Source organism: Asticcacaulis sp. P2_C5, from assembly GCF_056404555.1.
In genome coordinates, this window is the sequence record NZ_JBFUDU010000006.1 from 37,886 (window position 1) to 63,135 (window position 25,250).

General features: G+C 57.3%; 22 protein-coding genes. 10 read left to right on the top strand and 12 right to left on the bottom strand.

What is annotated here, in order from left to right:
- Positions 1–167: 167 nt before the first annotated feature.
- From AC1DXO_RS11785 to AC1DXO_RS11805, 5 genes are all read right to left on the bottom strand, one after another.
- Positions 168–3,458 carry a TonB-dependent receptor gene (locus AC1DXO_RS11785; protein ID WP_476978343.1) on the bottom strand — a complete coding sequence of 1,097 codons (3,291 nt, stop codon included), beginning with the start codon at positions 3,456–3,458 and terminating at the stop codon, positions 168–170.
- Positions 3,459–3,762: 304 nt separating this feature from the next.
- The gene (locus tag AC1DXO_RS11790; RefSeq protein ID WP_476978344.1) at positions 3,763–6,090 is read right to left on the bottom strand and encodes an ABC transporter permease; all 2,328 of its coding nucleotides are present in this window, start codon (positions 6,088–6,090) and stop codon (positions 3,763–3,765) included.
- A 71-nt stretch (positions 6,091–6,161) separates the two neighbouring features.
- Positions 6,162–6,848 carry an ABC transporter ATP-binding protein gene (locus AC1DXO_RS11795; RefSeq protein WP_476978345.1) on the bottom strand — a complete coding sequence of 229 codons (687 nt, stop codon included), beginning with the start codon at positions 6,846–6,848 and terminating at the stop codon, positions 6,162–6,164.
- A 48-nt stretch (positions 6,849–6,896) separates the two neighbouring features.
- A complete protein-coding gene (locus AC1DXO_RS11800) occupies positions 6,897–8,087 on the bottom strand; it encodes a sensor histidine kinase (protein ID WP_476978346.1) in 1,191 nt (396 codons plus the stop codon).
- Positions 8,077–9,288: a sigma-54-dependent transcriptional regulator gene (locus AC1DXO_RS11805; protein ID WP_476978347.1), complete on the bottom strand. Its 1,212-nt coding sequence runs from the start codon at positions 9,286–9,288 to the stop codon at positions 8,077–8,079. The genes AC1DXO_RS11800 and AC1DXO_RS11805 overlap by 11 nt, the downstream gene beginning before the upstream one ends.
- A gap of 198 nt (positions 9,289–9,486) precedes the next feature.
- On the opposite strand from AC1DXO_RS11805, the gene AC1DXO_RS11810 reads away from it, so the two are divergent.
- The 7 genes from AC1DXO_RS11810 (at position 9,487) to AC1DXO_RS11840 (ending at position 17,100) form a co-directional block, all read left to right on the top strand.
- Positions 9,487–9,903, top strand: coding sequence for a helix-turn-helix domain-containing protein (locus tag AC1DXO_RS11810; protein WP_476978348.1), 417 nt, complete (start codon positions 9,487–9,489; stop codon positions 9,901–9,903).
- 264 nt (positions 9,904–10,167) lie between these two features.
- Positions 10,168–12,042 (top strand): glycoside hydrolase family 97 protein, encoded by a 1,875-nt coding sequence (locus tag AC1DXO_RS11815; RefSeq protein ID WP_476978349.1) that lies wholly within the window; start codon positions 10,168–10,170, stop codon positions 12,040–12,042.
- Between the two features lie 103 nt (positions 12,043–12,145).
- Positions 12,146–13,483 (top strand): alpha-L-fucosidase, encoded by a 1,338-nt coding sequence (locus AC1DXO_RS11820; RefSeq protein WP_476978350.1) that lies wholly within the window; start codon positions 12,146–12,148, stop codon positions 13,481–13,483.
- Between the two features lie 99 nt (positions 13,484–13,582).
- Complete coding sequence (locus tag AC1DXO_RS11825; protein ID WP_476978351.1) at positions 13,583–14,563, top strand: magnesium transporter CorA family protein; 981 nt, start codon at positions 13,583–13,585, stop codon at positions 14,561–14,563.
- A gap of 144 nt (positions 14,564–14,707) precedes the next feature.
- Entirely contained in the window at positions 14,708–14,974 is a 267-nt protein-coding gene (locus tag AC1DXO_RS11830) for a hypothetical protein (protein WP_476978352.1), read from the top strand.
- Between the two features lie 69 nt (positions 14,975–15,043).
- Positions 15,044–16,066 (top strand): Rieske 2Fe-2S domain-containing protein, encoded by a 1,023-nt coding sequence (locus AC1DXO_RS11835; RefSeq protein WP_476978353.1) that lies wholly within the window; start codon positions 15,044–15,046, stop codon positions 16,064–16,066.
- Positions 16,063–17,100, top strand: coding sequence for a DUF3419 family protein (locus AC1DXO_RS11840; protein WP_476978354.1), 1,038 nt, complete (start codon positions 16,063–16,065; stop codon positions 17,098–17,100). The genes AC1DXO_RS11835 and AC1DXO_RS11840 overlap by 4 nt, the downstream gene beginning before the upstream one ends.
- A gap of 152 nt (positions 17,101–17,252) precedes the next feature.
- Here the strand turns inward: AC1DXO_RS11840 and AC1DXO_RS11845 are convergent, their stop codons facing one another.
- The 5 genes from AC1DXO_RS11845 to AC1DXO_RS11865 all read right to left on the bottom strand — a co-directional run bounded on the left by AC1DXO_RS11845 (position 17,253) and on the right by AC1DXO_RS11865 (position 21,980).
- Positions 17,253–17,933: a class I SAM-dependent DNA methyltransferase gene (locus AC1DXO_RS11845; RefSeq protein ID WP_476978355.1), complete on the bottom strand. Its 681-nt coding sequence runs from the start codon at positions 17,931–17,933 to the stop codon at positions 17,253–17,255.
- 127 nt (positions 17,934–18,060) lie between these two features.
- Positions 18,061–19,410: a PQQ-dependent sugar dehydrogenase gene (locus AC1DXO_RS11850; RefSeq protein WP_476978356.1), complete on the bottom strand. Its 1,350-nt coding sequence runs from the start codon at positions 19,408–19,410 to the stop codon at positions 18,061–18,063.
- A gap of 134 nt (positions 19,411–19,544) precedes the next feature.
- On the bottom strand, positions 19,545–19,931 hold the full coding sequence (locus AC1DXO_RS11855; RefSeq protein WP_476978357.1) for a DUF2442 domain-containing protein: 387 nt from the start codon (positions 19,929–19,931) through the stop codon (positions 19,545–19,547).
- Positions 19,924–20,136 (bottom strand): DUF4160 domain-containing protein, encoded by a 213-nt coding sequence (locus AC1DXO_RS11860; protein WP_476978358.1) that lies wholly within the window; start codon positions 20,134–20,136, stop codon positions 19,924–19,926. Before AC1DXO_RS11860 ends, AC1DXO_RS11855 begins: the two co-directional genes overlap by 8 nt.
- A 101-nt stretch (positions 20,137–20,237) precedes the next feature.
- The gene (locus AC1DXO_RS11865; protein WP_476978359.1) at positions 20,238–21,980 is read right to left on the bottom strand and encodes an ATP-binding protein; all 1,743 of its coding nucleotides are present in this window, start codon (positions 21,978–21,980) and stop codon (positions 20,238–20,240) included.
- Between the two features lie 233 nt (positions 21,981–22,213).
- Between AC1DXO_RS11865 and AC1DXO_RS11870 the strand changes: the two genes are divergently transcribed.
- Positions 22,214–22,486, top strand: coding sequence for a hypothetical protein (locus tag AC1DXO_RS11870; RefSeq protein ID WP_476978360.1), 273 nt, complete (start codon positions 22,214–22,216; stop codon positions 22,484–22,486).
- An 81-nt stretch (positions 22,487–22,567) separates the two neighbouring features.
- A complete protein-coding gene (locus AC1DXO_RS11875) occupies positions 22,568–23,557 on the top strand; it encodes a magnesium transporter CorA family protein (RefSeq protein WP_476978361.1) in 990 nt (329 codons plus the stop codon).
- An 82-nt stretch (positions 23,558–23,639) separates the two neighbouring features.
- Here the strand turns inward: AC1DXO_RS11875 and AC1DXO_RS11880 are convergent, their stop codons facing one another.
- On the bottom strand, positions 23,640–23,849 hold the full coding sequence (locus AC1DXO_RS11880) for a cold-shock protein (RefSeq protein WP_476978362.1): 210 nt from the start codon (positions 23,847–23,849) through the stop codon (positions 23,640–23,642).
- A gap of 271 nt (positions 23,850–24,120) precedes the next feature.
- On the opposite strand from AC1DXO_RS11880, the gene AC1DXO_RS11885 reads away from it, so the two are divergent.
- Entirely contained in the window at positions 24,121–24,600 is a 480-nt protein-coding gene (locus tag AC1DXO_RS11885; RefSeq protein ID WP_476978363.1) for a methylated-DNA--[protein]-cysteine S-methyltransferase, read from the top strand.
- Here the strand turns inward: AC1DXO_RS11885 and AC1DXO_RS11890 are convergent.
- Positions 24,589–25,131, bottom strand: a complete 543-nt coding sequence (locus AC1DXO_RS11890; protein ID WP_476978364.1) for a hypothetical protein — start codon at positions 25,129–25,131, stop codon at positions 24,589–24,591. The two genes, AC1DXO_RS11885 and AC1DXO_RS11890, sit on opposite strands and share 12 nt — an antisense overlap.
- Positions 25,132–25,250: the final 119 nt, after the last annotated feature.

Genomic DNA, 25,250 nt, shown 5'->3' on the forward strand with positions numbered 1-25,250 from the left:
CTTTCGTCTGTTGCGACGAGAGCCCGCTCTTTTATCGGTAGCCAACTTAACCTGGAGCAAAATGACTTAAGGTAAAATCGTCATTTTTCTCCAGTTTTTTGTTTTTGCGCGGAAATTCACCAAAAAGTGGCCGCCCGTGTGGGGCGTCCACTTTCTTGGATTGCGCTCTAGTAGCGTAAGAAAAGATTAAAGTTCACGCGACGATCGGAGATGTAATAGCTGCGCGTTACAAACCAGCCAGGCGTCAATTCCATGACCGTCTTGTACTTGGCGTCCAGGATATTGTTGGCTTGGATCGATACGCGCACGTGATCAGTGAACTTGTGACTCATACCGAAATCCAGGGTGCCATAGTCGTCGGCATAGGTCGGCAGACTAAAGTGCTGGCGGGGCGAGCCTGTAACTGGGTTGTCCCGTTCCGGCCAATCCAACCTATAGGTGCTCTCGGTAAATACTCGGTAATCACCCGTTGTTCCGTTTGCCGCCGTATTCTCGAGATAACGGCTCCTCCAAGTATAGGCTAAATTGATGTCCCAGTCATGGCGGCTATAGTAGAGATTGATATTGTAATTGTACCTGGAGAGTCCAGGAAGCGCGAACTTTCGGTCGAACGGATGGAACAATACATCAGTGCCGGAAGGTTGCGGCAGATAGCTTTCCAGATATGTAAAGTTCGCCTCGACGCCGAACCCTTTGATCGGAAGGTTGTCGAGATATTTGCGCAGACCCATCTCGACACCTTTGAGATTGGCTTTGCCGGGCCAATTTACCTGTTGGTTCGTGGAAGCAGAGAATTCCTTAATCTCGTCCTTCCCCGTGGCTGCATTATGCCAAAAGAAATTGGCCTTAACCTGCTCACCGCTTCCATTAAACCGACTATCATATTGTACGATTTCGTCCTGAAGATCCTTATAGAAGAAAGACATATGCGCGTTGAAGCTATCGCTCTTGTACCACTCGAACGCCAGGTCATAGTTGTTTGACATGGTTGGTTTCAAGTGTGGGTTGCCACCGTATTGCACAGTCCAATTGCCGCCAACCACCGGGTAGGTTTTACCCGGAGTAACGACATGGGTAACCGGGTCGACAGATTGACCAGTATTACGGGTGTTCCCTACCGCGTTCTCAAGCGTGATACGATAGGAGGGATTTGCGCTGCCATAGCCCGGTGGCGACATTGTCCGGGTTATCGCTGCGCGAATAAAGAACTTGTCCGTCGGTTTGAAATTGAGGTTCAGCGAGGGCAAAACGCGCGAATATCGGAACTCCGCCTCAACCGGCGTAGATGTGGGAATCAGGTAGTTAAAATTCGTCGCCACACCATTATGAGCCTCCAGATCAGCATTTGCGTCGTTTTGGCTTGCGTAGAAGGGTATATAGGTCTGCTGGAGGTTGCCAGTCGACTGGAGTGTGATTTGAACACCCCGCATGCCGAGATTACCGCTGAAAGGCGGAATAATGCCGTGCCATTCATCCGACTTGAAGTCGCCCTCAATGTAAAGCGCCTTGTTAAATACGCGCGTTTTAACCTGTTGAATTGGATCGTCGCCAAAGAGCCGCTCCGCCTCACTGCTATACGGTCGCGTCTCCGACCCGTGATCGAAGCCATAGGTTGCACCGAAATAATTATAATCCATGCCCTTCATCAGAGCTTCGCTCGGATACCAGAAGTCCGGCAGTGCCGTCGCCTCGCCGCGGAAGAAGTCCTTGAAGACATAGAGTTCGGAGTCGGCAGGCACCTTATCAAGGTGGAAATTGCCATTGGGGTATGCGTTAGGACCTCCGGTCCAGTTGCCGCCATCCCAGTCATTGGCCAGGGGCGCCCAATAAGAGCCGTGGAAATTATCATGTTCCCAGTGATCCGCGAGACGCACTCCACCGCGCACCGTGCGGAAGAATCCGCCACTCAGTTCGTAATCAAGATCGATGTTGGCCGCCGCCATGGTGCCAAGATTTCTCGGCCGTATAGTGCCCATCCAATCCCACGTATAGTTGCTCTGGTTTGCCAGGGCCGACGTGTCCGTGATCGCCAAATGCGGAACACCATCGCCGCGGATGTCAAATGAATAACCGTTCAGAGACGGAGAACTTTGGCCCACCCCGACGTTCATGAGATCCTGGCCCGCCCAGGACCTTACGTACTGCAGCGCGCCTTTAACGCGGAGCTTCTCAGAAGCGTTCCAGGTAAATCCCTGGCTTGCATCGACCGTCGCCCCCATTTGAATAGCCCGTCCACGGATAGACTGCCCCGTCATCTTAAACGGTGCCACGGTGCAATTCGGCGGGAACACACTCCAGTTCAGCGTGCTGTGATACATACCGCCATAAGAATCGTTACAGCTTACTTGTTGCTCGGGAGACAGCCAGCCCTGTCCGATAGTAGAGCCATTGTTGCCGAATGAGCCGCCATACCTTTTGACTGTACCGGCAAGCAAGGCGCCGTGGCTGTCGTAAACTGCATCCGCCCCCGGAACCGGCAAGACCACACCGTCGACTTCAGGCTTGCCGCCCCCAATATTGGATTCCGTACCCAAGCTCGTCGAATTGTAAGCAGACCCGAAGAAATATTGCCAGATGGTCAAATTGTCATTCGGCCGCCACTGAAAGGCTTCATACAGCCCACGACGTTCACGAGTCTGAAAGTCGTTGCCGAAGTTGAATCCCGAAGGGATAAAGACGTTTTTGTTCAGGGAAGGCACATAGGTTGAAGCATACGGCTCTGTACGGATGAAATTATCGCCCGATTCAAGTTTCGAATAGGCCAGATCGAGAAGCAGCCCCATCTCTCCGACAGGCGTATCGAACCGGCGCGTAACCAGCCCCGAGATGGTCGGCGACACCTTTCCTGCCAGGTCGCCATAGTTGGCGCCTAGAGTGATATCCGCTTCCGGCTTCTTGTAGTCAAAGGGCATTCTGGTGCCCATATCAATGGTCCCACCCGTACCACCTTCGATCATGTCGGCCCGGTTGGCCTTGTAGACGTCAAAAGATGCACCCAGTTCCGGCGTTACCTCACCCCATTGCAGGCCGGTGCCACCATTGGCGCTGAAAACTTCGCGCCGGTTCACAAAACTGGCAACCCCGTTCAAGCCGCGAATCTGCAAACCGGACCCCTCTACGAGAAAATGGTTCGGATCGCTGAGGCTGGAGTGCGTGATCGAGACGCCAACGACGCGCTGCAGAACTTCTGTGACCGAATTGTCTGGAAGCTTGCCCGCTTCATCGGCCACTATGGAATCGATCATGGTGTCGGAATTCTTCTTGCGCTCGGTCGCGTTCTGCAGCGCCTTACGGCGCGCGGTAACGACGACGACCGTACTGTCAGCGGCTTCTGCCGTCGGCGTAGGGTCAGGCGTGGCACTCTGCGCTTGCGCCTGACCCGATGTCAGGGCGATTGCGCCCAGAGCCAAAGCCGACGCGCCTGCCCCCAATAAAGATTTGCGTGTAAAATACTTCATCTCTGTTCCCTCTAGGACCGTGTTTCATTGATGCCTGGGCTGGTGTGGATCACCGCTCCGACTATTTGTTGTGACGCGAGAAACCCACCTCAGCGGAGGTGGGTTAGGTACGGGCTGCAATTTAATTAGGCTGAACCCTGACCGCGCCTGCACAAGTTAGCAGCTTCGGCCTTCAAATCTAAACCATTGAATATATTAATATTATAATTGATTTGACGCGCGATGCACGGCGTTGGTCGTTCGCATTGCTCGGATACGAACACTGATAGCCGGTCATTTGTGCCGTGGTTGCCCGGAAGATTATTTATTCGCTGCCGAGGACCGATATCGACGGATCCATCGTTGAAATCGTGGAATACACCGCAGACACGATGAGCGCGAAGCCGGATGAGATCGCGGCCGCCGCGAAAAAGTCGCCAATGGATAGCGGGATATGATCCGCGAAGGAATCGAGCCAGCCACCCATGAGTATCCAGGCTGCTGGCCAGGCGACCAGATTCGCGATCAGGATTGGACCGTAAAAAACACTCAGCCTATCGTGGACAATGTCGAGAAAAGAGGCTCCCAGGGCGCGCCGAATGGCCGTTTCCCGAACCTGATGGCGAGTTTGGAATATGGACAGCCCGACGAATCCAAGGATCGACAGGACAGCCGAGACAGAGGATACAATTCCAGCGACGAGAATTTGGTGGTGCAGCTCGGCGTACTGGTCCGTGAGATAGTCGTGAAACGTACTTTGAATGATGGGCACCTCGCCAGCCGTCAAGCTGTCCCACAGTTGATCGATCCGGCCTATAGTCTTGTCGGGATGATCAGGACTTATACGAATGCTGATCTGTGAAAAATAAGTGCCATCATTGTCGAAAACCATCGGCTGAACAGGCTCGTATACAGGTGCAAATCGCATATCCGGAATTACGCCGACAATACGAGACCGGAAATGTAACTGATCGGCGTCATACTCTACGGTCTTGCCTATCGCGCTGCTTGGTGCGGAAAATCCAAGAGCCCGTGCAGCAGAATTGTTGAGGATAATCTCTTTTGGCGCGTCAGGAAAAACATAGGTGCCCGTCATATTGCCGCCGGCCAGGAACGGCACGTGAAAAACTTCAAAGAAATCCGGTGAGACAGAATTTCGCGCCAAGGCGATCAATCGCCCGTCACGCCCCTTAACCCAGGCGGGTCGAATAAATCCTGCCGTCGGCGTGCCGAAGGATTCTGCAACGGTTTCAACCCCTTCGACGGTTCGCAAGTTCGAGATGAAAGCAGAGACTTTAAGGGAAAAGCGCCAATCGGTGTGTTTGACCAATAAGACGTTGGCGCCATCAAAATTCAGCGCCGCGCCCGTGGCATAGGCCCATTGCCGGGACATGGTCCCCGCCGCAATCAGCAACACAATCACAAGGGCCAGCTGAGCGACGATCCAGCCTCGCCACCGTCCAGACCGATGAAGTTTAGTCGTCAACCTTGACGTTGACTCACTATAACGAAAGGGCCTTGACACGATGAGTGCCGGAAACAGCCCGCTGAGCAAGCCGAAAAGACAAGCGCTTCCAACAATCGCGGCGGACAGGCCGAAGGGCTCTTTCCAGAGCGACAGCCCCAGGGCAAACGCACTATTCAAGGCCGGCAAGATTTGTTCGGCCAGGGCCGTGGCCGTCAGGGCGCTGAAGCAACTTACCCATAAGGCCTCCTGAATGACTTGCCAGATCAGGTCGTGGCGACTGGCTCCAAGAGCAGCCCGCAGAGACATTTCGTCGCCGCGTTCGTTGGCTTCGGCAAGAATGAGTCCGGCCAGGTTGACTCCCGCATGAGTAATAACAATAAGTGCTACCGCGCACAGAGATATGACCAGCTCCCAGTGGCCACGCGGCTTCATTTGATTGTCACCGGGCGGATGAAAATGCAGCTCAGGCATTCTGATAAGCTCAAAACCGACCGGTACAGTGTTTTCGCCTTGCCACTGTCTTAGGCCGATCCGCAAGAGCGCCTGTTCGGTTTCAACCACTGCGGTGCCCGGTTTAAATGTGATGTAAGTATAGGCAATTGGCCATAAGGCGATCGATTTGGCGTCGAGGACCGATATTTCGCTAAAAACGCCGCGACCGGAAATAAAGATCTCCCGGTCCAAACTCGTATTTGCCGGAAAATCCTTCAAGATAGCGGTGACATGAAGTCCAATCTTGTCCCATGTCATAAGCTTTTGGCCAATGGCGTCGGCACGACCAAAATAGGCAATGGCCATCCTTTCGGTCAGAACGACGCTTCCGGGCTCGGTCAGAGCCGTCTTCAAATCGCCCCGGGCAACAGGCAATTTCAGTATGTCGAAGATGTTTGGATCTGCCCAATAGAATTGTCCCCTCGTCTTTTTACGGGTGGTCAAAAGAGGCCATTCCGAGGGTATGAGCCGCCCCACGGCTTCGACGTTGGGAAGGTCGGCTTTAACCCATCTGGCCACGCCCGCTGGGGCCATATCGCTTTCGATGAGCGACTGGCCCTCCGCGCCATATTTCGTCGCTATCAGGTAAATCTGGTCGGCACCTGGTAGAAAGCTATCAAAGGTAAGTTCATTGCGAACATAAAGTCCTATGATCAAGGCTGTACAAAAACCAAGTGTCAGCCCGCTGATCATCAGGAGATAAATTACCCATCGCCCAAAAATAAGTCGCAAAGCGGAAAGTATTTTCCAATGCCAACTTTCCGTCATTGCCATCGACTCGAATTGGGAATTCTGCCTTCATGCATTTCCAGGACGCGCGAGGCGCGGTCCGCCTGAATCATGGAATGGGTCACCATGATCAGCGCCGTACCTTTGGTGTTCAAGTCTCTCAAAATGCTCACGACCTGCGCTGCGTTTCTGGAATCCAGACTACCGGTTGGCTCGTCGGCCAATATAACCTGAGGGTCACCGACTATGGCCCTCGCAATTGCGCAACGCTGTTGCTGCCCGCCCGACAGCTGATGGGGCAGATGGTTGGCTCGATGACTTAGGCCAACCTGGTCCATTATCGCTACAATCCGGTCGCGTTCACTACCCTTCCGGCGATCGCGACGATAGCGCAATCCAAGTTTAATATTATCGTAGACGGTCAAATGGTCGATAAGATTGAAGTTTTGGAAGACAAATCCGATCTGTGCCGCTCTGATCTGTGCGAGTTGAAAAACGGACAGGGCGCTCACATCCTTATCGTCAAAAATATATCGTCCTTTGGTGGGCCGGATCAAGGTGCCGACGATATTCAGCAGTGTCGTCTTGCCGCTACCGGATGGTCCGACGATTGCGACAAATTCTCCAGCCTCGATCTCCAATGATACGCCGTGTACGGCCGACACAGAGTGGTCGGTGTCCCCATAGGCATGGTATATATCGTGAAGGCTTATCAGCGCCATTGAAGTCCCGGACCTGCCCTATCTATAAACATTAGAGTCGATTGAGCCCTAAAGGTTGACTGGGAATGTGAATGCAAATGTTGTCTTCCAGCTGCCAACTGTCTCGAGGAGTTCCAGATTTCCGCCATGGGCAAGCGCAATTTGTCGAGCCAGATTCAGGCCGGCACCTGTGCCTTTTGACTTCGTCGTCGTAAATGCCATAAACATGCTTTTTTTTATACTTTCCGGAACGCCTACGCCATTATCAGAAATCTTGAAGACAAGATTCTCACGCAACACCTGTACGGTCAAACCGATGCGCCGTGGAGGAGCAATGTCTTCAGTCGCTTCAATCGCGTTCGTCAGTATATTTATCATGGCCTGACCTACCAGCGACTCGTCCACGGCAATTTTCGGGAGATTATCAGCAAGTTCAAGCTGGAAGTCGATATCGATCGCCATCGGGTGGTGCCGCAATACGGAAATCAGATCCACAATCAGTCGACCCGGATCGACCGGTTGCAGTACAGGGTCCGGAAGGCGAGCCACGGAACGATAGGCCTCGATAAACCGGGTCAGGTTGTTGGCGCGCCGCGCCAGCATCTCCAGGGCTTCCTTCGCCGGCTGGGCGGCCGGGTTCGGGTCCGACTGCAGATAGCCGTCAACGGTATCGGCCAGGGCGGATACAGGTGTCAACGAGTTCATAATTTCGTGGCTGAGTATGTGCAGTGTATCCTTCAACGCCGATGCTTCCGCCTTATTGATCTCGCCCTGGACGTCAGTGAGTGCAGCCATCCTGACAGAAGCGCCTTCGGAAAAAATCTCGCTGACGCTTAAGGCGTATCGTCGTCCCTGAATCTGCAAAATCGGCCGTGAACTCGATATGGGTTCGCTTAGCGCCCTGGATAATTCGCCAGTGCCGGTTCGAATAACATCATCCGTCTCAAAGAGTGCCCGCGCAGCGCGATTTACCGCCATCAGAACCGTTCCGTCCGACGAACTTACCAAGGGCATCGGCAACTGGTCGAACAAGGTATAATGGTTTTCGGGGCTCGTTTTCGCCGGGCTCAAGGGGTCCGTGCTTGTGACATGCCGTATCTCATAGGTTGCCGCCACGGCCATTAGCAGAGCGGCGCAAAGGCAGCCCCCGAGCACGAGGTTAGCCCAACGTCCATTTATGGCGGAGTCGTATGTAAAGATCGACATGGCGATTAGCGCGCCGACCACCAGCATTTGAAAGCTACGGGAATTAAAGACCATATTTCGCCATTCGCCTGTAAAGCGCGTTCCGATTGAGGCCCAGTTCGCTGGCGGTCGCGGTCACATTGGAATTATTCCTTTTGAGCGCGTCCTCGATCATAGTCTTTTCCGTGGCAGCCAGGCTGACGTTCACCGCGGCCAATCCAAGCTCTGAGCGACTATCCAGCTCGAGTTCGGCCCTGGAAATGACGTCTCCCTCAGTGTTCAAGACAGAGTTATCAACGACATACCTCAATTCATGAATATTGTCCGGCCAGGTTTGCGCCGACAAGAGCGTTTTGGCTTCGGGCGCCAAACTCTTTATTTTGATACTAAGCTGCTGACACATAACGCGTACAAAGTGCTCAGCTAACAGGACTATGTCGTCCCGTCGGTCGCGAAGTGGAGGCATTGCGAAATCTAACCGGCTGATAGCATAGGTCAGACCGCGATCCATGCTGACCTGTGATCTGAGTTTTGTCGTCGTTGAGATCAGGCGGCTATTTCTTCTGGGTGCGGCATAGATCCAATTGACCAAATGCGGAATGTTCCCCGAATCGAGCCGGTCAACATTTTCCAGCAAAAGCGTTTTGTCGGGGTTGTCATCCAGGTCGGAGATCGTGAGTGCGCCGGCATCCACGACTGTCAGGTTGGTGCGACCAGATTGACGATGAATAATTTTCGCCGCCAGTGTCTTTCCGGTCCCAGCTTCTCCGGTCAGCAGGACCGGAATGTTCAAGGGCGCACAGCGATCGACCGCAGCCAACACCCGCTTCATGACCTCAGTTTCGCCCACGAGTATGGACGGGTCATCCGCCTCGGCCGTACCGTGCCGCCGCGATGCCACGGCCTTCGCAATCGCCTGGAGCAATCGCTCGTTATTCCACGGCTTCATGATAAAATCGGCGGCGCCGGCCTGCAAAGCCTCAATGGCAATCGATAGTCCGCTATGGCCCGTAACAACGATGACGATCGCACCAGGATCGTGTCTGAGGATGTTGCGTAAGCACTCCAGTCCTTCTTCGCCGGTGGTTAGTCCTTTTGAAAAATTCAGGTCGAGAAGGACGACGTCGATTGAATTCGAAACAAGATGACTTATGGCTTCGGCAGGGCTGGAAGCGCTATAAAACTCATACCCCGCCTTTCGCAGCGGAAATTCCGCTGTCTTTTTTACATCCGGGTCGTCATCCACAAATAGGACGCTGTATGTGGATTTTGGCATTGTTACATTTCCGAGCAGTGCGAACGATTTACCGAACACCCCTAATGAAGATTTCTTAAATTAGCAAATGTTTTCTGACGGTTAGGATGTGAGCGCTTTTGCAGTCATGATGCTGTCTAAATCGTGACGCGCCGCCAGCCGAAGGACGATCAAAGAATCGCGCTGAGGCGGTCGCGACTGTCGGTTGCAGGGCATACAATGAAAATGATGATACGAGACACCACGACTTGCGGATCTCTTGAGGCGCTCGACAATTCGCCGCCGGACTACCGGGCCCCCGCCTTAGATAAAGGTCTCGACATTATTGAACTGCTGGCCCGGGCCGGCAGGCCAATGACGCTTGCAAGAATTTCCGGAAAGTTGAACAAGTCCGCCAACGAGCTGTTTCGCATGGTCCGCGTGCTGGAACGTCGGGAATATATCGAACTTCCGAAGGGCCAGACGGGGTACGTACTCGCCGACAAGCTCTGCCGTCTTGTGATGGCTCGTGGCGATCTTCCAGCGATGAGGCGCATCCGTGAGCTCGAAGAAGAAAATACGAAGCTGAGACGCGTCGTCGCCGAACTGTTGATAGACAATGCCGCAATCCCGGATTTTAAATCGAACACACGCTGATACGCGCTGCCAGGCGAGGACCTGCGAGGGATCGTCACCGACTTGGTCGATGATGGGTTGAGGCTGGCATCGCCGACGTCCTTGTGCAGCACCCAGGCCAGCGATCCGGCAGTCCGCCAACCAGCAATTTCGGGGCACCCATAAAAATTGAGTGAAATTTACCTGTGAAATTTAATATCACTTGTGATATTAGCGTGCCTGATCTGGCGATGAAGCCTGAGCACCGATCGCAATCTCCACTCTATAAACAGGACTATACTCTCTATGTTCGCAATCTTGACCGTGGCAGCATCGGCTCTTTTCATCACATCGCCAGACAAGTCGGTTGAATTTAAATTGTCGCAGGACGGCGCCCACTACTCGGTCTATCGCAACGGAGAAGAGATTGTCGCATCGTCGCCCCTCGGTCTGGTGCCTTCGCAGGCCGCGCCTTACGCGCCCATGTCCGCCGTCGGCGTGCACAAGGACAGGCGCCGGCAAACTATAAAACTGGTCGCCACCAAGGCCGATAGCGCGGTCGACGCCTATAACGGTATCACTGTGACCTACCGTGAGACCACAGGCCTTCATCGTGAAGTGTCCGTCGAGGCCAGGGCCTATAATGGGGGTATCGCCTTCCGCTATCGTCTGCCCACTGGCGCCGGCTACGCCGTAAAGGGCGAGGCGACGGGATTCCTGTTCCCGAACGATGCGGCGTGCGAAGTCAGCGAATATGCCGGCCCCCACGAAATGACCTGGACCAACCTGAAAATTTCCCAGCTCGCGACCACCAAGCTCTACGACATGCCGGCCGTGTGCGCCTCGGCCAGCGGCCGGACGCATTTTGCCATCGCGCAGTCCAACATCGTCGGCTACGCCGGCAGCGGGCTTGAGGCTGTGCCCAACGGGCTGCACGTGCGTCTCACAACCCTGCCCGGCAATCCGGACGTCGCGGTACAGTCCCCTGATGGCCTTTCGACAGCCTGGCGGGTCATCATGATGGGCGATCGGGCGGGCGACTTGATCCCGTCGAACCTGGTCGGCAATCTTGCCCCACAGGCCCAGGGCGACTTTTCGTGGGTCAAGCCCGGTAAGGTCGCGTGGGATTGGTGGTCGGGGCCGACCGCGGGCGAAAAGCCCAGCATGGAACGCTATAAGCGGTTCATAGACTTCGCGGCCGCTTCCGGTTTTCCGTACTTCCTGATCGATGCCGGCTGGGCTTACGGCGCCACGCCCTGCTGCTATCCCGATCCCAATACCGACGTCACGCGGGCCGATCCTGCCATAGATATGCCGGCCCTGGTGCAATATGCGGCGGATCGGCATGTCGGACTGCTCCTGTGGGCCCACTGGAGCCATGTCGAACCGCATATGGAAAAGGTCCTCGACACCTATCAGGGCTGGGGCATCAAGGGCATCAAGGTCGATTTCATGGAACGGGACGACCAGGTCATGGTGAATTTTTACCATGACCTGGCCCAGGCGACTGCGAAACGGCATTTGCTGCTCGACATGCACGGCGCCTATCCGCCGGCCGGCCTCCAGCGCACCTTCCCGAATTACATTACGCAGGAAGGCGTGTTGGGCGCCGAGTGGAACAAGTTCAGCAAATTTGTGACTCCGGCCCACAATGTCCGGCTCGCCTATACGCGGATGTTGCTGGGGCCGATGGATTACACGCCGGGTGGTTTTCACAATGCCACGCCCGATACCTATGCTGAGCGCGAAATCATGCCCATGACGCAATCGACCCGCGGTCAGGCCCTCGCTATGTACGTCGTTTATGACAGCCCTCTGCAGATGGTGTCCGACGACCCAAGCGTCTATGTCGATGCGCCCGGCTTCGACTTCGTGAAGATGGTTCCGACCGCCTGGGACGAAACACGCTTTATCGGGGGCACGCCTGAAACCTACGTCGCCCTCGCCCGCCGCAAGGGCGACACCTGGTATGTCGGTGCCATGACCAACGAACAGGGCCGCACCGTTGATTTGCCCCTCTCATTCCTGGGCAAGGGCACATTTTCCGCGCAACAGTGGAGCGATGGCTCCAGCCCGAACGATGTCAGCAAAAGCGTCTCGGAAGTAACGGCCAAGGGACATGTCTCGCTCGCCATGACGGCAGCGGGCGGCGGCGTCATCGTATTGACCCCGAAACGATAATTCGGCCGGCTATGGTTAGCCAACAATCATATCTGAAACTATTTTTCCTATTGAAAATGCCCTATGTGTCGCTTAGCGTGGCCGTAAAAAGGGGAGAGTACTCATGCCGGATCGTCGCCATCTGTTAATCAGCCTGGCCGCAACTGCGCTCGCGCCGTCTACACTATCCGCCCAGACCTTGACCGACGAGCAGCGATCGGCGCAGAAGATCGCCAATACCGACCCGACCCTGGCCCCCGACCTGCTGTTGCCTGAAAAGGACATGGCGTGGTGGCGCGACGCCAAGTTCGGCGTCTTCGTCCACTGGGGGCTCTACGCGATCCCCGCCAAGGGCGAGTGGCATATGTTCAATGACAAGGTTTCGCCGGAAGACTATGCGAAACTCGCCAGGGAATTCCACCCGCGCCACTATGATCCGGACAACTGGGCCAGTCTGGCGAAAACGGCCGGCGCCCGTTACATGGTGATGACCGCGCGCCACCACGACGGCTTCGCCCTGTGGGACAGCCCAGCCAGCTACGGCCATTTCGACGCCATGCATTCGGCGGCGCATCGCGATCTGGTTGCGCCGTTCGTCAAGGCCGTCCGCGGGCAAGGTCTGCGCGTCGGACTTTACTATTCGCCGCTCGATTGGCGGTTCCCGGCCTATTTCCACCCGAAGGAACTTCCCGACAATGCGGCGCTGTTCAAGCGTCAAACCTATGCCCAGGTCGAGGAGTTGATGCGCCGCTACGGCCACATCGACATCCTGTGGTGGGACGGCGGGTGGCTGGCACACAAGGGCACGGATGCCGACGCCGCCTGGTTCTGGGAACCGGACAAGCTGAACCAAATGGTACGCACCTATCAGCCGGAGATCGTCATCAATCCGCGCTCGGGCTGGCAGGGCGATTTCGATACCTCTGAAGGGCCAAGCCCCATCACCGGCCCAATTCGTCCTCGCCCTTGGGAAAAAGCTTTCTCCATTAATCAGGGCGGGTGGGGTTATACACCGGAAGACAAGGTGATGAGCACCGACCAGTTGGTGCGGCTGCTCGTCGATGCGGTGACCCGCAATGGAAATGTCCTGGCCAATGTCGGTCCGGACCGCGACGGTGTCATTCCGCCGAAGCAAACCGAGACACTGAAAGGCGTTGGCCTTTGGCTGAAACGCCATGGCCAGGCTGTCTACGGCACGCGCCCGGGACCGCTCCAGCCCGTCGACGACGTCTATGGCACGACAACCGCCGACGACAGCGTCTTCGTCCATATCGTCGGCTGGCCTGCGGACGAACTGTCGCTGCCGCGCCTGCCCGGCAAGGTCCTTGAAGCCAGGAACCTGTCCGGCGAGGTCGTGACATGGAGCGCACAGGGCGATGGTTACACCTTGTCGGTGCCCCCCTCCTCACGCGGACCGGCCGTCACTGTCATCGAATTGCGGCTGGCGCCAACAGCGGTTTAACAGCCTGAGTTCGCAGCGGCCACAGCCCCCATTGTCGTAAAAGCTTCAAAAACCACCTCTATAGCTTGACGGTTACCAGTCTTCGTAAAGCGCACGCCGATGATGACCGTCTTCTACCGTCAAGGCGACCGGATCGAGCAGGCTTTCGCGCGGCCGAACCATGCCATCCCCGACAATCCGGTGTGGATCGACCTGAATAACCCCAGTTTTGAAGATGAGCGCCGCGTGAAGGCCTTGCTGGGCGTGACCATTCCGAACCGCGAAGAAATCTGGCGCAACCACATTACCAATCACATGTATGCTGACAATGGCGTTGTCTATATGAACGCCGCCGTCATCCATCATAGCGATGGCGCCCATCCCAAGACCAGCGCCATCACCTTTATCGTGGCGGAGACCTGCCTGGTCACCATACGCTACATCTACCCGACCAGTTTCGAACATTTTCAACGCCGGCTGAGCGGCAGCGCAAAGAATTTCCCAACACCTGACCATATCGTGTCGGGCCTGCTGGAAGAGATGGTGGCCCGCGTGGCCTACCATGCCGAACTGATCGATCAAGGTTTGGACGACCTGTCGTACAAGATCTTCGACGACCACGCGTTTGAGAACAAGCAGGGCAATCCTTCGCTTATCATGCGACGACTGTTGCAGAAGCTGGGCAGCCTGAACAAGCGCAATGCGAAAACCTATGAGAGCCTGAGCTCGTTCCTGCGACTGCTCAACTATTATCGCGACGAATTGGCAAATGAACATTCCGCCCTCAAGCGCCGGATCGAAGTGCTGCTGCATGAAACCCAGACCCTGGCCGATCAATCGACCTTCCTCGGCAACCAGATAAGTTTTCAGTTGGACGCGTCACTCGGCATGATCAATGTCGAACAGAACATGATCAGCAAAGTCTTCACCATAGCGGCGGTGTTTTTCCTGCCGCCAACCCTGATTTCCAGCATCTACGGCATGAATTTCGCCCATATGCCGGAGCTCAACTGGCTGTGGGGGTATCCGTTCGCCATCGGTCTGATGATCGCGGCGGCCCTGGGCACCTTTTTCTGGTTCAGGCGCAAGGAGTGGCTGTAGCGCGAGCACACGGTCAATAAACGCCTTTTGGATCCATCCCGGAAAGTTCACGACATCAAATATTTCGGGTTGAATTGATCATGGACAACTTATGCCGATCACGGCTAGCGCTATAGGTGGCATGCCAGCCCAAGGAGACGCATCATGACGACCTATACCTATCACCTGATCGACAACAATACCGGCGAAGAAGTCTATGCCTCCGACGGCTTCGCCTTTACGGCCCCGCCGGTTCCCGAACACCGCATCCATGATGCCGAACTGCGCGACCGCTTCGGCGGCCCGGCCATTGTCAATCGCGTCGAGGAAAGCGAACTGACGGACGGCACCATCGAGGTCAAGGTCTATATCGACGGCACCGAGGAACAAACCAATGCCGACGACCAGGACGAGAATTACCGCCGCTCGTAACGCTCCCCTCTTGCCATTTCTCGCCGCTTCCGTCATATTGAACATTGTTCAAATAAATGGGGCAGCGATATGGACGATCAATCAGGGCATGGCGCCAATCCGGCGCGGCTTCGGGCCGGCTGGTATGCCGTTGCCCTGTCGCGTGACCTGAAGGCCAAGCCCCATCGCCTCGTTTTCAACGGCCAGGCCTATGCCGTATGGCGTAGCCGGGATGGGCTCCACGCCGTCCTCGACCTGTGTCCGCATCGCGGCGCGCCCCTGTCGATGGGCCGGATCATCGAAGGCCGGATCGCCTGCCCCTATCATGGCTGGCGCTTTGACGGCCGCGGCACCTGCACCCACATGCCGGCGCTGGACGGCGCACCGCCGGCCGCCCATATTCTGGCCCTGGCGGCGGCAGAGGGTGACGGCCTGGTCTTCCTGTGGTGGCCGGGCGCTAGTCGCCAGTTGCCCCCGACGAGTCTGCCTGTAACGCCGCTTATGACCAGCAGCTCCAGCGTGATCATGACGGGCGAAGTCACCACGACCCTGGCCGATTTCGCCGAAAACATCCTCGATACCACCCACACCTCGGTGGTCCATGCCGGCTATCTGCGCGGCAGTGAAGACCGCCGGCATATCGTCCCCGCCATCGTTACGGGCGCTGACTGGATCGAAGCCCGTTATCCGCCGGCCGCCACGCCCGATGGCTTTATGAGCCGGTTTATGGGCACCCGAGGCTACCATATCACCGACCGCTTTCGCCCGCCCAACCTGACCGAGGTCGAGTACCGGCAGGGTGACGCCCTCAAATTCGCCGTCCGTTTCCATCTGACACCCACGGACAGCGGGCGTATTCGCGCCTTCGCCATCATGTCGGTGATCGGCACGTCGATGGTCGCACGCGCCCAGATCTGGCTGCTGAAACACCTGTTTCGCCGCATTATCGCCGAGGACCGCGTGATCCTGACCGCCGTGGCCGCCAATCGTGCCGCCTTTGGCCGCTCGCCCCTATATATCGCGCCCCAGGACCTGCTGCGCGCCGGCATCGACGCCCTGTTGCGCGGCGAAATGCCCGTCGCGGCCCCCACGGCCCCGGTTATCCGCGTATGAATTTCTTCACCAGCCTGAACTTTACCTCGTCGAACGAGGATGGTGACACCGAACGCCGCGCCCTCGCCCTGCGTCCGACTGACCGCGTCCTGTGCCTGACGGCCAGCGGCACGCGACCGCTCGACCTGCTGGCGGATGATGTCGCCGAAGTGGTGGCCCTGGACCTCAACCCGGCGCAGAACCGCCTGTTGGCGTTGAAAATTGCCGCCATCCGCACGCTTGATAGGGACGACCTCTACGCCTTCCTGGGCCTGGCGCCGGGCGATCGCCTCGCCCTCTATCGCAGGGTTGAAACCGCCCTCGCCGCCGCGGATATTGCCTTTTGGCAGCCACGCCTACATACCCTCCGCAACGGCATCTGGTATGCCGGACGGTGGGAAAAGGTCCTGCGGTTTGGCGCCCTGGGTACGCGCCTGCTGCGCGGTCGCCATATCGACGCCCTGTTCGCCGCGAAATCACTGGAAGATCAGGCGGCCATCTGGGCGCAACATTTCGATGACGCCCTATGGCGTTCGGCCATCCGCCTGCTTTGCGCACGCGGCTTCTGGCAGCACATCATCGGAGAACCCGGCGGGGCCTTTTTGCCCAGCCCCGATGTTTGCGTCGAACGCCTGACCGGTGCCTTTCGCCGCGCGGCCAGTCAGTTCTTCTTTCGCGACAGCGATTTTGCCTGGCTGATTTTCTACGGCCGCCATGATGTCAACGCATTGCCGGTCCATCTTCGTCCGCACCATCTGAATTTCGTCCGCAGTCGTCTCGACCGTCTGCGCATCGTCGATGGCGGCTTGGCCGATATGCGTGAACTGGGCCGTTTCGACGCCTTTTCCTTGTCGGACTTCGGTTCCTACTGCGATCAGGTGTCGTATGACGCGTGTTGGAACGGTATACTTTCCGTTGCAAACCCTGGTGCGCGACTATGCGAACGGGTGTTCATGAATCCACTTGTTCCAACCGCCAAGCTGAATTTCGATACAACGCTGACGCCGCAGGACAAGGCTATTATTTACGACATTCGCACCATCAGCCTGTCATAAGATTTGGCCACGGATAAGGCACGGATGATGCGCTGGCGCATCTACACGGATGACCGCAGCCCAATCTCACCTGATAAGGATGTCATCCACCGTCGATCCGTGTCGCCGCATAGCGGCATCCGTGCCTTATCCGTGGCCGAATCTTTTACAACTCACAGCTCAAATACCCACATCCGGATCATCGCCCGCCCCAGATGCCGCGTCCAGTCGGCATTCAGCGCCACCAGGTCTTCACCACCGATCACATCGTGCTGAAACACTAGCTTCAACCCAGCAGCGTGGGCCGCCGCCTGGATATCGACTTCGCTGTGGGCGAAGCTTGCCAGCCGCACGTGCTCGCCATCGGCCGCCACGAAATTAGCCTGGGTGCCCGCGGCAATGCGATCGGGATGGATCTCCGACATATAAAATCGCCCGCCTGCACGCAGGCAGCCCGCAACGTGCGCAAAAAACGTCGGCAAATCCGCTATATGTTCCAGAACTAGTGCCGTCACCACGGCGTCAAACACGCCCACATCGGCCGTGAGAAAATCCGCCTCAACCAGACTCACATCATCAAACCCTGCCAGTTTCTCTCGCGCCACGGCCAGCATGCCGGGCGACAGGTCGAGCGCCGTGACACGATTGCCCTGCCCGGCCAGTCGCACAGTATGGCGCCCCGTGCCGCAGCCGATTTCCAGCACATCCATATCGCGTACAGGCGCATAGGCGGGTGGGAAATACAGGTCATCGACGGCGACCGTCGAGTTGACATAGCCGTCATATAGCTTCGCCCATCGGTCATAGCCGGCGCGATTTTCGGAAGAGGTATCGGAGGACGTAAGAGAAGACATGGGGCATGCTCCTGTAAACAGTTTCGGACCCCGAAACCTGAGGAGCGTAGATGTTTCCACCGTCCAAGACGGCGGCAGCGCCACTGCACGCCCGCATTACCAACTGAAGGCGCACCTGTCCAGCCGCCTACCCGCCTTTTGTCACACGCCACACCACATTGCCGACGTCGTCGGCGACCAGCAGGCCACCTGCCTTGTCGATCGTCACGCCGACAGGCCGACCCCGCGCCTTGCCGTCGTCATTGACGAAACCATTCAGGACCGTCTCGGGCGGCCCAGCCGGCATGCCGCCACTGAACGGCACAAACACAACGTCATAACCGCTAAGCGGATTGCGGTTCCACGAGCCGTGGCGACCGACAAAAGCGCCACCGTTGTAGCGGTCCGGTAAGGCGCCCGTCGTGTAAAAGGTCAGGCCCAGCGACGCCGTATGCGGCCCCAGCGCGTAGTCGGGGGCAATCGCCCTGGCCACCAGGTCGGGCCGTTGCGGCTTGGGACGGGTGTCGACATGCTGGCCATAATAGCTGTAGGGCCAGCCGTAGAAGGCGCCGTCCTTGACCGAGGTCATATAGTCCGGCACCAGATCGCTGCCCAATTCGTCGCGCTCATTGACGACGGTCCACAGGGCGCCGCTCTTTGGTTGCCACGCCATGCCGTTGGGATTGCGCAGGCCCGAAGCAAAGACGCGCTTGGCGCCGGTTGCCAGATCGATTTCCAGGATGTCGGCCCGGTTCTCTTCCGCCGCCATTCCGTTTTCACCGACATTGCTGTTGGACCCGACCGTGGCGTACAGTTTGGTGCCGTCCGGGCTGGCCAGGATATTCTTGGTCCAGTGATGGTTGATCGTCCCCGCCGGCAGGTCCGTGACCTTTTGCGGTGTGGCTGTGATGGCTGTCGCGCCATCCGCGTAGGGCACCTTCACCACGGCGTCGCTATTGGCGATGTAGAAGGTCTGGCCGACCAGGGCCATGCCGAAGGGCGAGTTCAGGCCGCTCAGAAATACCGTCTGCACATCGGCGACGCCGTCGCCGTCGCTGTCGCGCAACAGGGTGATGCGGTTGGCGGAGGGGACCGTAGCGCCGGCCTTGCCCATGACCTGCTTCATCACCCAGCCACGAATGCCCTTGCCGTCATCGGGCTTGGGCGGTGCATTGGTCTCGGCGACCAGGACATCGCCATTAGGCAGGACATACAGCCAGCGCGGATGATCCAGCCCCTTGGCAAAGGCCCGGACCGAGAGTCCCTGCACGGCAGTCGGAGTCTGACCTTCGGCCCAGCCGATCGCCGGAGCGATCTTGGTGGTCGGAATGGCGCGTCTGACCGGCGCGGGCAGTTCCGGGTTATGGCCCGTGCCGGCGGACAACGGCAGGCGGGCCGTCTCACCGCACCCCGCCAAACCCAGGCTCAGGAAACATATGACACTACACGCCCGCAGTTCAGCCCCCCTGTATTTGACATCATCGGGTGGCAGGTTCATCGCGGCAACTCCTTATGAGGTGCAGTCACCACTAGGCTCCGGCGCGTGAGAATGTCGTGCTGTTTTGCGCTACGGCGATAAGTTTGCCGTCAACAGCGGCCGCGCGTGCCATCCGGAAAATGGTGGTTCAGGTTTTACACCGGTGCACGAACCACATTCTTCGGACGCCCGCCTTTTTGGCCGTTATTTCGGCTCGCGATTAATCGACGCTCAGCCTTGGCCATGACAGGCGACCCGAGCAGATCAGCGAATAGTCGCGAAACTGAGATATCCGCGTCAAGTAAAGGTAAATGAAGACCAAACCCCAGCCCCTGCACCTCAATTTTCCTCAAGGTCGCGGGTGTAGCATGCTCAAGTCCCTTGATGGCCGTTATTGGAAACGCACTTACAACGCCATTCGTTAGTTGAATAAGTATGCGCTTCGAACGTGCATCATACTTTGCGCTCTCAGCTCGAAATAACGCGTTGTTTCGCCTTTTTTTCGCAAAATCGCCCAGCGTGACAGTTTTGAATTCAGCCATGAATTTCGCTCCATTTGGCACATATGGCATCAATATTTTCGGCGACGGCTTCACCCACCTCATTTAACTCGGTCAATTTAAATCCTTCATGATCCCAGAGCTCAACCGGTCCGTCCGGGCAGTTCAGCTTGAAGCGCGCTTCACCTTCATTACCTTTAAGAGCATGGACATGGGGCGGCGGATGGTCGTTCGTATAGATCGCCACTCGAATATTTCGTATTGTCAGAACTGTAGGCACAACTGAATATAGCACTAACCTAAACCATGAGCTAGGTTAATTAGTAGCGCCCAAGACAGACCAGCCTGTTACGCCGCCCGCACCAACCTGTTGTCTGCGCCGTCCTGCTGCAGATACAGGTCGGGCATGGTCGCCAGCATCGGCTTCAGCTGCTCCAGCGACGGCGGCTTGACCATATAGCCCGCCGCCCCCAGGGCCTGGGCGCGGCTCAGGTCGTCGTGATAGGTCGAACCGCTGCACATGACCACCGTCGTGTCGCGAAGGCCGCTGTCCTGCCGCAACTCCTCGAGCATTTCAAACCCGCTCATGCCCGGCATGTTGATATCGAGCAGCAACAGATCGATCGCGTCCCCGCGCTCCGCCGTACGGCGGAGCATGTCCAGCGCCTCGCGGCCACCGTGGGCGATATGCAGGTTAAAGCGCAGCCGATCACGGACCTGCAACAGCACACGTGTCAATTCAACATCGGCTTCGCGGTCGTCGACCAGCAGAACATTGGCAAGGCGGAATCCGGACGTCGTCATGTAGGCCTTATCGTTATCACCGGCACCCGCCGTCGGTTGGGCCGCGGCGCCTGCCTTGGCCATGTTGAACAAAAAGCGCCCGCCTTCCGAAGACGGCTCGCACCAGATACGGCCGTTGTGCAGCGCCATGACCTTGCGGCAGATGGCCAGGCCCAGACCGGCGCCTTCTTCGCTGAGGTTGAGGCGTTTGAAGGGTTGGAATATGCGTTCGGCGTCGCGAGCGTCCAGACCGGGACCATTGTCGAGAACGCTGAACCGCCAGCTGTCGCCGATATCCTGGGCTTCGACGCGCACCTTCACGCCCGGCGGGCCGTGGCGGATGGCATTGGCGATCAAATTCTGAACAAGCTGCATCATATGAGCGGCGTGCGCCTCGATCACCGGCAGCGGGCCCGTGGTGACCTCGGCGTGGCGTTCACGAATCAGTTGCGCCAGATTGTCTGTGGCTGCCCGGACGATCTGGGCCATGTCGACCGGCCGCATGACCACGCGGGCCGGATCGTCGAGCTGAGTGTATTGGAACACGGTATCGACCAGCATATCCATTCGCTCGGCAGCGCGGAGAATAAGGTCGAAATAGGCGGCCTGAGTTTCGGGCGGATCCTCGCCGATGGCGATCAATTCGGAAAAAGCGCGCACAGTACGCACCGGCTCCTTCAGATCGTGAGCCAATGCACGGGCGAACACCTCCAGCGATTCATGCTGGGCGGCGATGCGCTCCTGCTGGGCTTCCAGCGTGCGCACTTTTTCGCGCAGCGAGTCGTACAGGCCGGCATTTTCCAAAGCCACCGAGGTCGTATCGGCCAGGGCCTGCAAAACCGCCATCTCTTCAGCGGTCGGCCGGCGGTTGGTCGCCCAGTAGTTGCCGATGGCACCGATAGGTCTTTCACGGCGAATTGGCACCATGGCCAGGCTTTTGACGAAGGTCGGGCGATAGGCGTCGACCGGAACGCGCGGATCGGCATAGATGTCTTCGATCGTCACCGCTTCGGCATGCATCATGACCCAGCCGCTGACGCAGCTTTCGAGTGGAAAGCGCATACCTTTCCACAGTGGAGCGATGGCGTTCTCGTCGGCATAGTAGCATTTATCACCGTCGCGCAGGACGAAGCTGGCGCCGTCCGCTCCGGTCAGGCGCCGCGCCGCATCGCGGACAATCGCGGCAATCGCATCGATATCACGCGCCTGAGACAGGCCCTGTACCACCCCGACAAGATCCTCCATGGCGTGGACATACCAGGATGACCGCGGCGGCGCGGCGGATAGTTGGACTAGGCTTGCGCCCATACTTGTGCTCCCCGATACAAATTCTGATTGAGTCGCCGCCGCAACCCCATAACACTTACCTCAGATTTTTCAGCGTGCTTGCAAGGCCAACACGCGAAATCACGCAAAATTTATCGCGTCAGACGCGAAATAATTATGTACAGAGCCTTCACGATCGGACGTCGGGCAGGCATCTCTCCACGTATTGTCGTGACAACAGGTGACGATAATGGAATGGAGCTAAGGGGACGTAAATGCGCCAAAATCCTTCAAAGCCATGGTTTGCGCCGAAGCCGTATGGTTATGGTTCCGGACTGCCGATTGCGTGGCAAGGTTGGGCCGTGCTCGCCGCCTATGTCGTGACCTGCTGCGGAACGGCGCTCATCCTGCCGTTGATTATCCCTAAGCCCGCCATCTTTTTCCCGCTGGCGGGTGTGGTTGTGCTTATTGCCACCGTCGTCCTGTGTGTCATCTGCATGGCGAAGACCGAAGGCGGCTGGCGCTGGCGGTGGGGCAAAAAACCCTGATCGAAAGCGTTCGTCCCGATACGGTTAAAGATCGCTCAACGGCTTGCTGCTAGGTTGCCTGAAAAGTCCGGGAGTGAGCTCATGATTACGGTTTTCCATTTGCCGGCGAGCGGTAACGGTCGCGTTGCCGAAATGCAGCTCGACCCCACTCACAATGTACCCGATGAACCGGTGTGGATCGATTTGATCAATCCGACCGAGGAGGAAGAGCGCAACCTGCCCCAGAACCTCAATATCGCCCTGCCCCGTCAGGACGAGATCTGGCGCAATCACGCCCTGAACCGGATGTATACGCGCGACGGCATTTCCTACATGACGGCGGCCATGCTGTGCGACGTCGACAAGGGCGCTCCAAGGACCAGTCCGGTCACCTTCATCCTGACGCCGGAGTTCCTGATTACGATTCGTCGCATCGACCCGACCTCGTTCCTCAGCTTTTCCGAAAATCTTCTGCTTAATCCAAAGCGCTTCCCGACCAGCGCCGACCTGCTGGAGGGCCTGCTGGAAGAGGTGATCGTGCGCGTCGCCACACGCCACAATGATGTCATCAAGGGACTGGACGCCCTGTCGCGCCGAATCTTCAGCGATAGTGCCTTTGACAGCCGCCATGGCGACCCGTCGATCCTGATGCGCGGGGTGCTGAAAGAACTGGGCTATCTCGCCGATCTCAATTCGAAAATCAATGAAAGCGTCCACAGCCTGACCCGCATGTTGACCTATTTCAAGGAAGACCATGACCACGGCAGCACAAGCGTCCAGAAGGACGCCGAACGTCTGATCAAGGACTGCCGGTCACTGTCGGAGCAAACAGACTTTCTCAATAACCAGATCAATTTCCAGCTCGAGACCAGCCTGGGGATGATCAATGTCGAACAGAACCTGATCGCCAAAATCTTCTCGGTTGTCGCCCTGATCTTTCTGCCACCGTCGCTGGTTGTCGGTTATTTCGGCATGAACTTCGCCAACATGCCGGAGCTGCATTGGAAGTACGGCTATGTTTTCGCAATGGTGGTGATGGGCCTGTTTGCGGTCGTGCCTTACGTCTGGTTCAAACGAAAGCGGTGGCTATAAGCGAAAGCCCAGATCTAAAACCGAAAAAGGCCGGCCCTTGCGGACCGACCTTCATGATCTCAGCGCTAAAAGCGTTGATAAATCAGGCGTTTTCGAGCTTTTCAGCCGACATCTTGCCGGACTTGGCGTCGCGCGCCAGTTCGTAGCTGACCTTTTGGCCTTCGTTCAGGCTGGAGAAGCCCGCGCGCTCAACAGCGCTGATATGAACGAAAACGTCCTGGCCGCCATCGGTAGGCTCGATAAAGCCGAAACCCTTGGTCGCGTTAAACCACTTCACTGTACCTTGGCTCATGATAAACCCTTTCAAATAACAGTATTGTATACGCAGCCGGACGGAATGCCCGGATGCCTCTCGCTTCAAATTTGAATGGGAAGGTTTGCAAGGTGCGTTCTTATCGAACGCGAAACAAATCAGCAGACAAGTGTAAATCGATGGTGCCGGATTACAGGTTAACGACGCCGGGGTCAAGTTTATTCGTGGTGCGATACGAATTAACCCTGCGCCTTGTGATTTGCATGGCCGTTCAGTTCACATTATGTTCCCGTCAAATCAGGAACCTGACATGGCGCACTACTATTCAACAATCGACACCCCCTTCGACACCTTTGCAGCCATTGTCGATGACGACGGCGCGGTGACGGACTTCAATTTTCATGTCGATATCGAAGCGCTGGAAAGCCGGGCGCGGCGCGACACTGCGCGGCTGGCGCAGGTTCAGCGCCAGATCGATGCCTTCTTTGCCCGCAGGCTGGAAACCTTCGATCTGGTCTTGCGGCCGACGGGCACGCCGTTTCAGTTAAGGGTATGGGAGGCGCTGCGTGGCATACCCTTCGGCCACACCATCTCTTATCAGGAACTGGCGCGCCGTGTCGGTGACCCCAGGGCTGCGCAGGCCGTCGGACAGGCCAACAACCGCAATCCGATCCCGCTGATCATTCCGTGTCACCGGGTGATCGGAAAAAACGGCGCCATGGTCGGTTTCGGTGGTGGCCTGGCGTTGAAACAGCAGTTGCTGGCATTCGAAACGCCGCTATTGCTGTAGCTCGCCTTTGAAATACTGGCGGAGGAAGGCCAGCAGGTCCGCGCTCGAGGCGGTCATACCGCCCAGGCCGACGATCAATTCCGACCGTTTTAGAAAGCGCGCGCACAGTCGGTTGAAGGCATAGACCGGCATAGGCCCCAGGCCCATGTCATGACTCTCGGTCGTCAGGGCTTTGGGCTCGATCTGCGCCACATATTGCCAGCCCTTGCGATAGACGATGATACGCTCGATCTGGCTCCACAACAGCGGACCGCGCGTCAGGCGGCGATCATGCAGACCCGATGCGGTCAGGATCAAGACAGGCTTGCGTCCCACCAATTCCCATACCTGCGTGGCGAAGACGGCGAGCATCAGGGGCGTCAGCAGGACCATCTTGACCGTATTTTTCGTGACCATCAACATCCCGTTGCGCCACGACCAGCCGGCAGCCAACGGCCCAATCAGGTACCAGATCCATGCGGCCAAGGCCGCCGTCACGGCCAGGACGATCAGGCTGTAGGTCAGGGTAAAGCGGGCTTGGAGAGACGGCATGGCCTTTCTTAAAACGTCCTGTCCACGAAGGCCACGGCATGCGGCAACCTGTCATCATTTGTAACCCGGGAACCGCTTGGCGACGTCCCGAAAACGGCGCAAAATGGCGATCTTCGAGG

Bases quoted from the DNA above. Each gene is read 5' to 3' on its own strand.
- AC1DXO_RS11785 (WP_476978343.1), bottom strand. From the start codon at position 3,458: ATGAAGTATTTTACACGCAAATCTTTATTGGGGGCAGGCGCGTCGGCT.
- AC1DXO_RS11790 (WP_476978344.1), bottom strand. From the start codon at position 6,090: ATGATCAGCGGGCTGACACTTGGTTTTTGTACAGCCTTGATCATAGGA.
- AC1DXO_RS11795 (WP_476978345.1), bottom strand. From the start codon at position 6,848: ATGGCGCTGATAAGCCTTCACGATATATACCATGCCTATGGGGACACC.
- AC1DXO_RS11800 (WP_476978346.1), bottom strand. From the start codon at position 8,087: ATGGTCTTTAATTCCCGTAGCTTTCAAATGCTGGTGGTCGGCGCGCTA.
- AC1DXO_RS11805 (WP_476978347.1), bottom strand. From the start codon at position 9,288: ATGCCAAAATCCACATACAGCGTCCTATTTGTGGATGACGACCCGGAT.
- AC1DXO_RS11810 (WP_476978348.1), top strand. From the start codon at position 9,487: ATGAAAATGATGATACGAGACACCACGACTTGCGGATCTCTTGAGGCG.
- AC1DXO_RS11815 (WP_476978349.1), top strand. From the start codon at position 10,168: ATGTTCGCAATCTTGACCGTGGCAGCATCGGCTCTTTTCATCACATCG.
- AC1DXO_RS11820 (WP_476978350.1), top strand. From the start codon at position 12,146: ATGCCGGATCGTCGCCATCTGTTAATCAGCCTGGCCGCAACTGCGCTC.
- AC1DXO_RS11825 (WP_476978351.1), top strand. From the start codon at position 13,583: ATGATGACCGTCTTCTACCGTCAAGGCGACCGGATCGAGCAGGCTTTC.
- AC1DXO_RS11830 (WP_476978352.1), top strand. From the start codon at position 14,708: ATGACGACCTATACCTATCACCTGATCGACAACAATACCGGCGAAGAA.
- AC1DXO_RS11835 (WP_476978353.1), top strand. From the start codon at position 15,044: ATGGACGATCAATCAGGGCATGGCGCCAATCCGGCGCGGCTTCGGGCC.
- AC1DXO_RS11840 (WP_476978354.1), top strand. From the start codon at position 16,063: ATGAATTTCTTCACCAGCCTGAACTTTACCTCGTCGAACGAGGATGGT.
- AC1DXO_RS11845 (WP_476978355.1), bottom strand. From the start codon at position 17,933: ATGTCTTCTCTTACGTCCTCCGATACCTCTTCCGAAAATCGCGCCGGC.
- AC1DXO_RS11850 (WP_476978356.1), bottom strand. From the start codon at position 19,410: ATGAACCTGCCACCCGATGATGTCAAATACAGGGGGGCTGAACTGCGG.
- AC1DXO_RS11855 (WP_476978357.1), bottom strand. From the start codon at position 19,931: ATGGCTGAATTCAAAACTGTCACGCTGGGCGATTTTGCGAAAAAAAGG.
- AC1DXO_RS11865 (WP_476978359.1), bottom strand. From the start codon at position 21,980: ATGGGCGCAAGCCTAGTCCAACTATCCGCCGCGCCGCCGCGGTCATCC.
- AC1DXO_RS11870 (WP_476978360.1), top strand. From the start codon at position 22,214: ATGCGCCAAAATCCTTCAAAGCCATGGTTTGCGCCGAAGCCGTATGGT.
- AC1DXO_RS11875 (WP_476978361.1), top strand. From the start codon at position 22,568: ATGATTACGGTTTTCCATTTGCCGGCGAGCGGTAACGGTCGCGTTGCC.
- AC1DXO_RS11880 (WP_476978362.1), bottom strand. From the start codon at position 23,849: ATGAGCCAAGGTACAGTGAAGTGGTTTAACGCGACCAAGGGTTTCGGC.
- AC1DXO_RS11885 (WP_476978363.1), top strand. From the start codon at position 24,121: ATGGCGCACTACTATTCAACAATCGACACCCCCTTCGACACCTTTGCA.
- AC1DXO_RS11890 (WP_476978364.1), bottom strand. From the start codon at position 25,131: ATGCCGTCTCTCCAAGCCCGCTTTACCCTGACCTACAGCCTGATCGTC.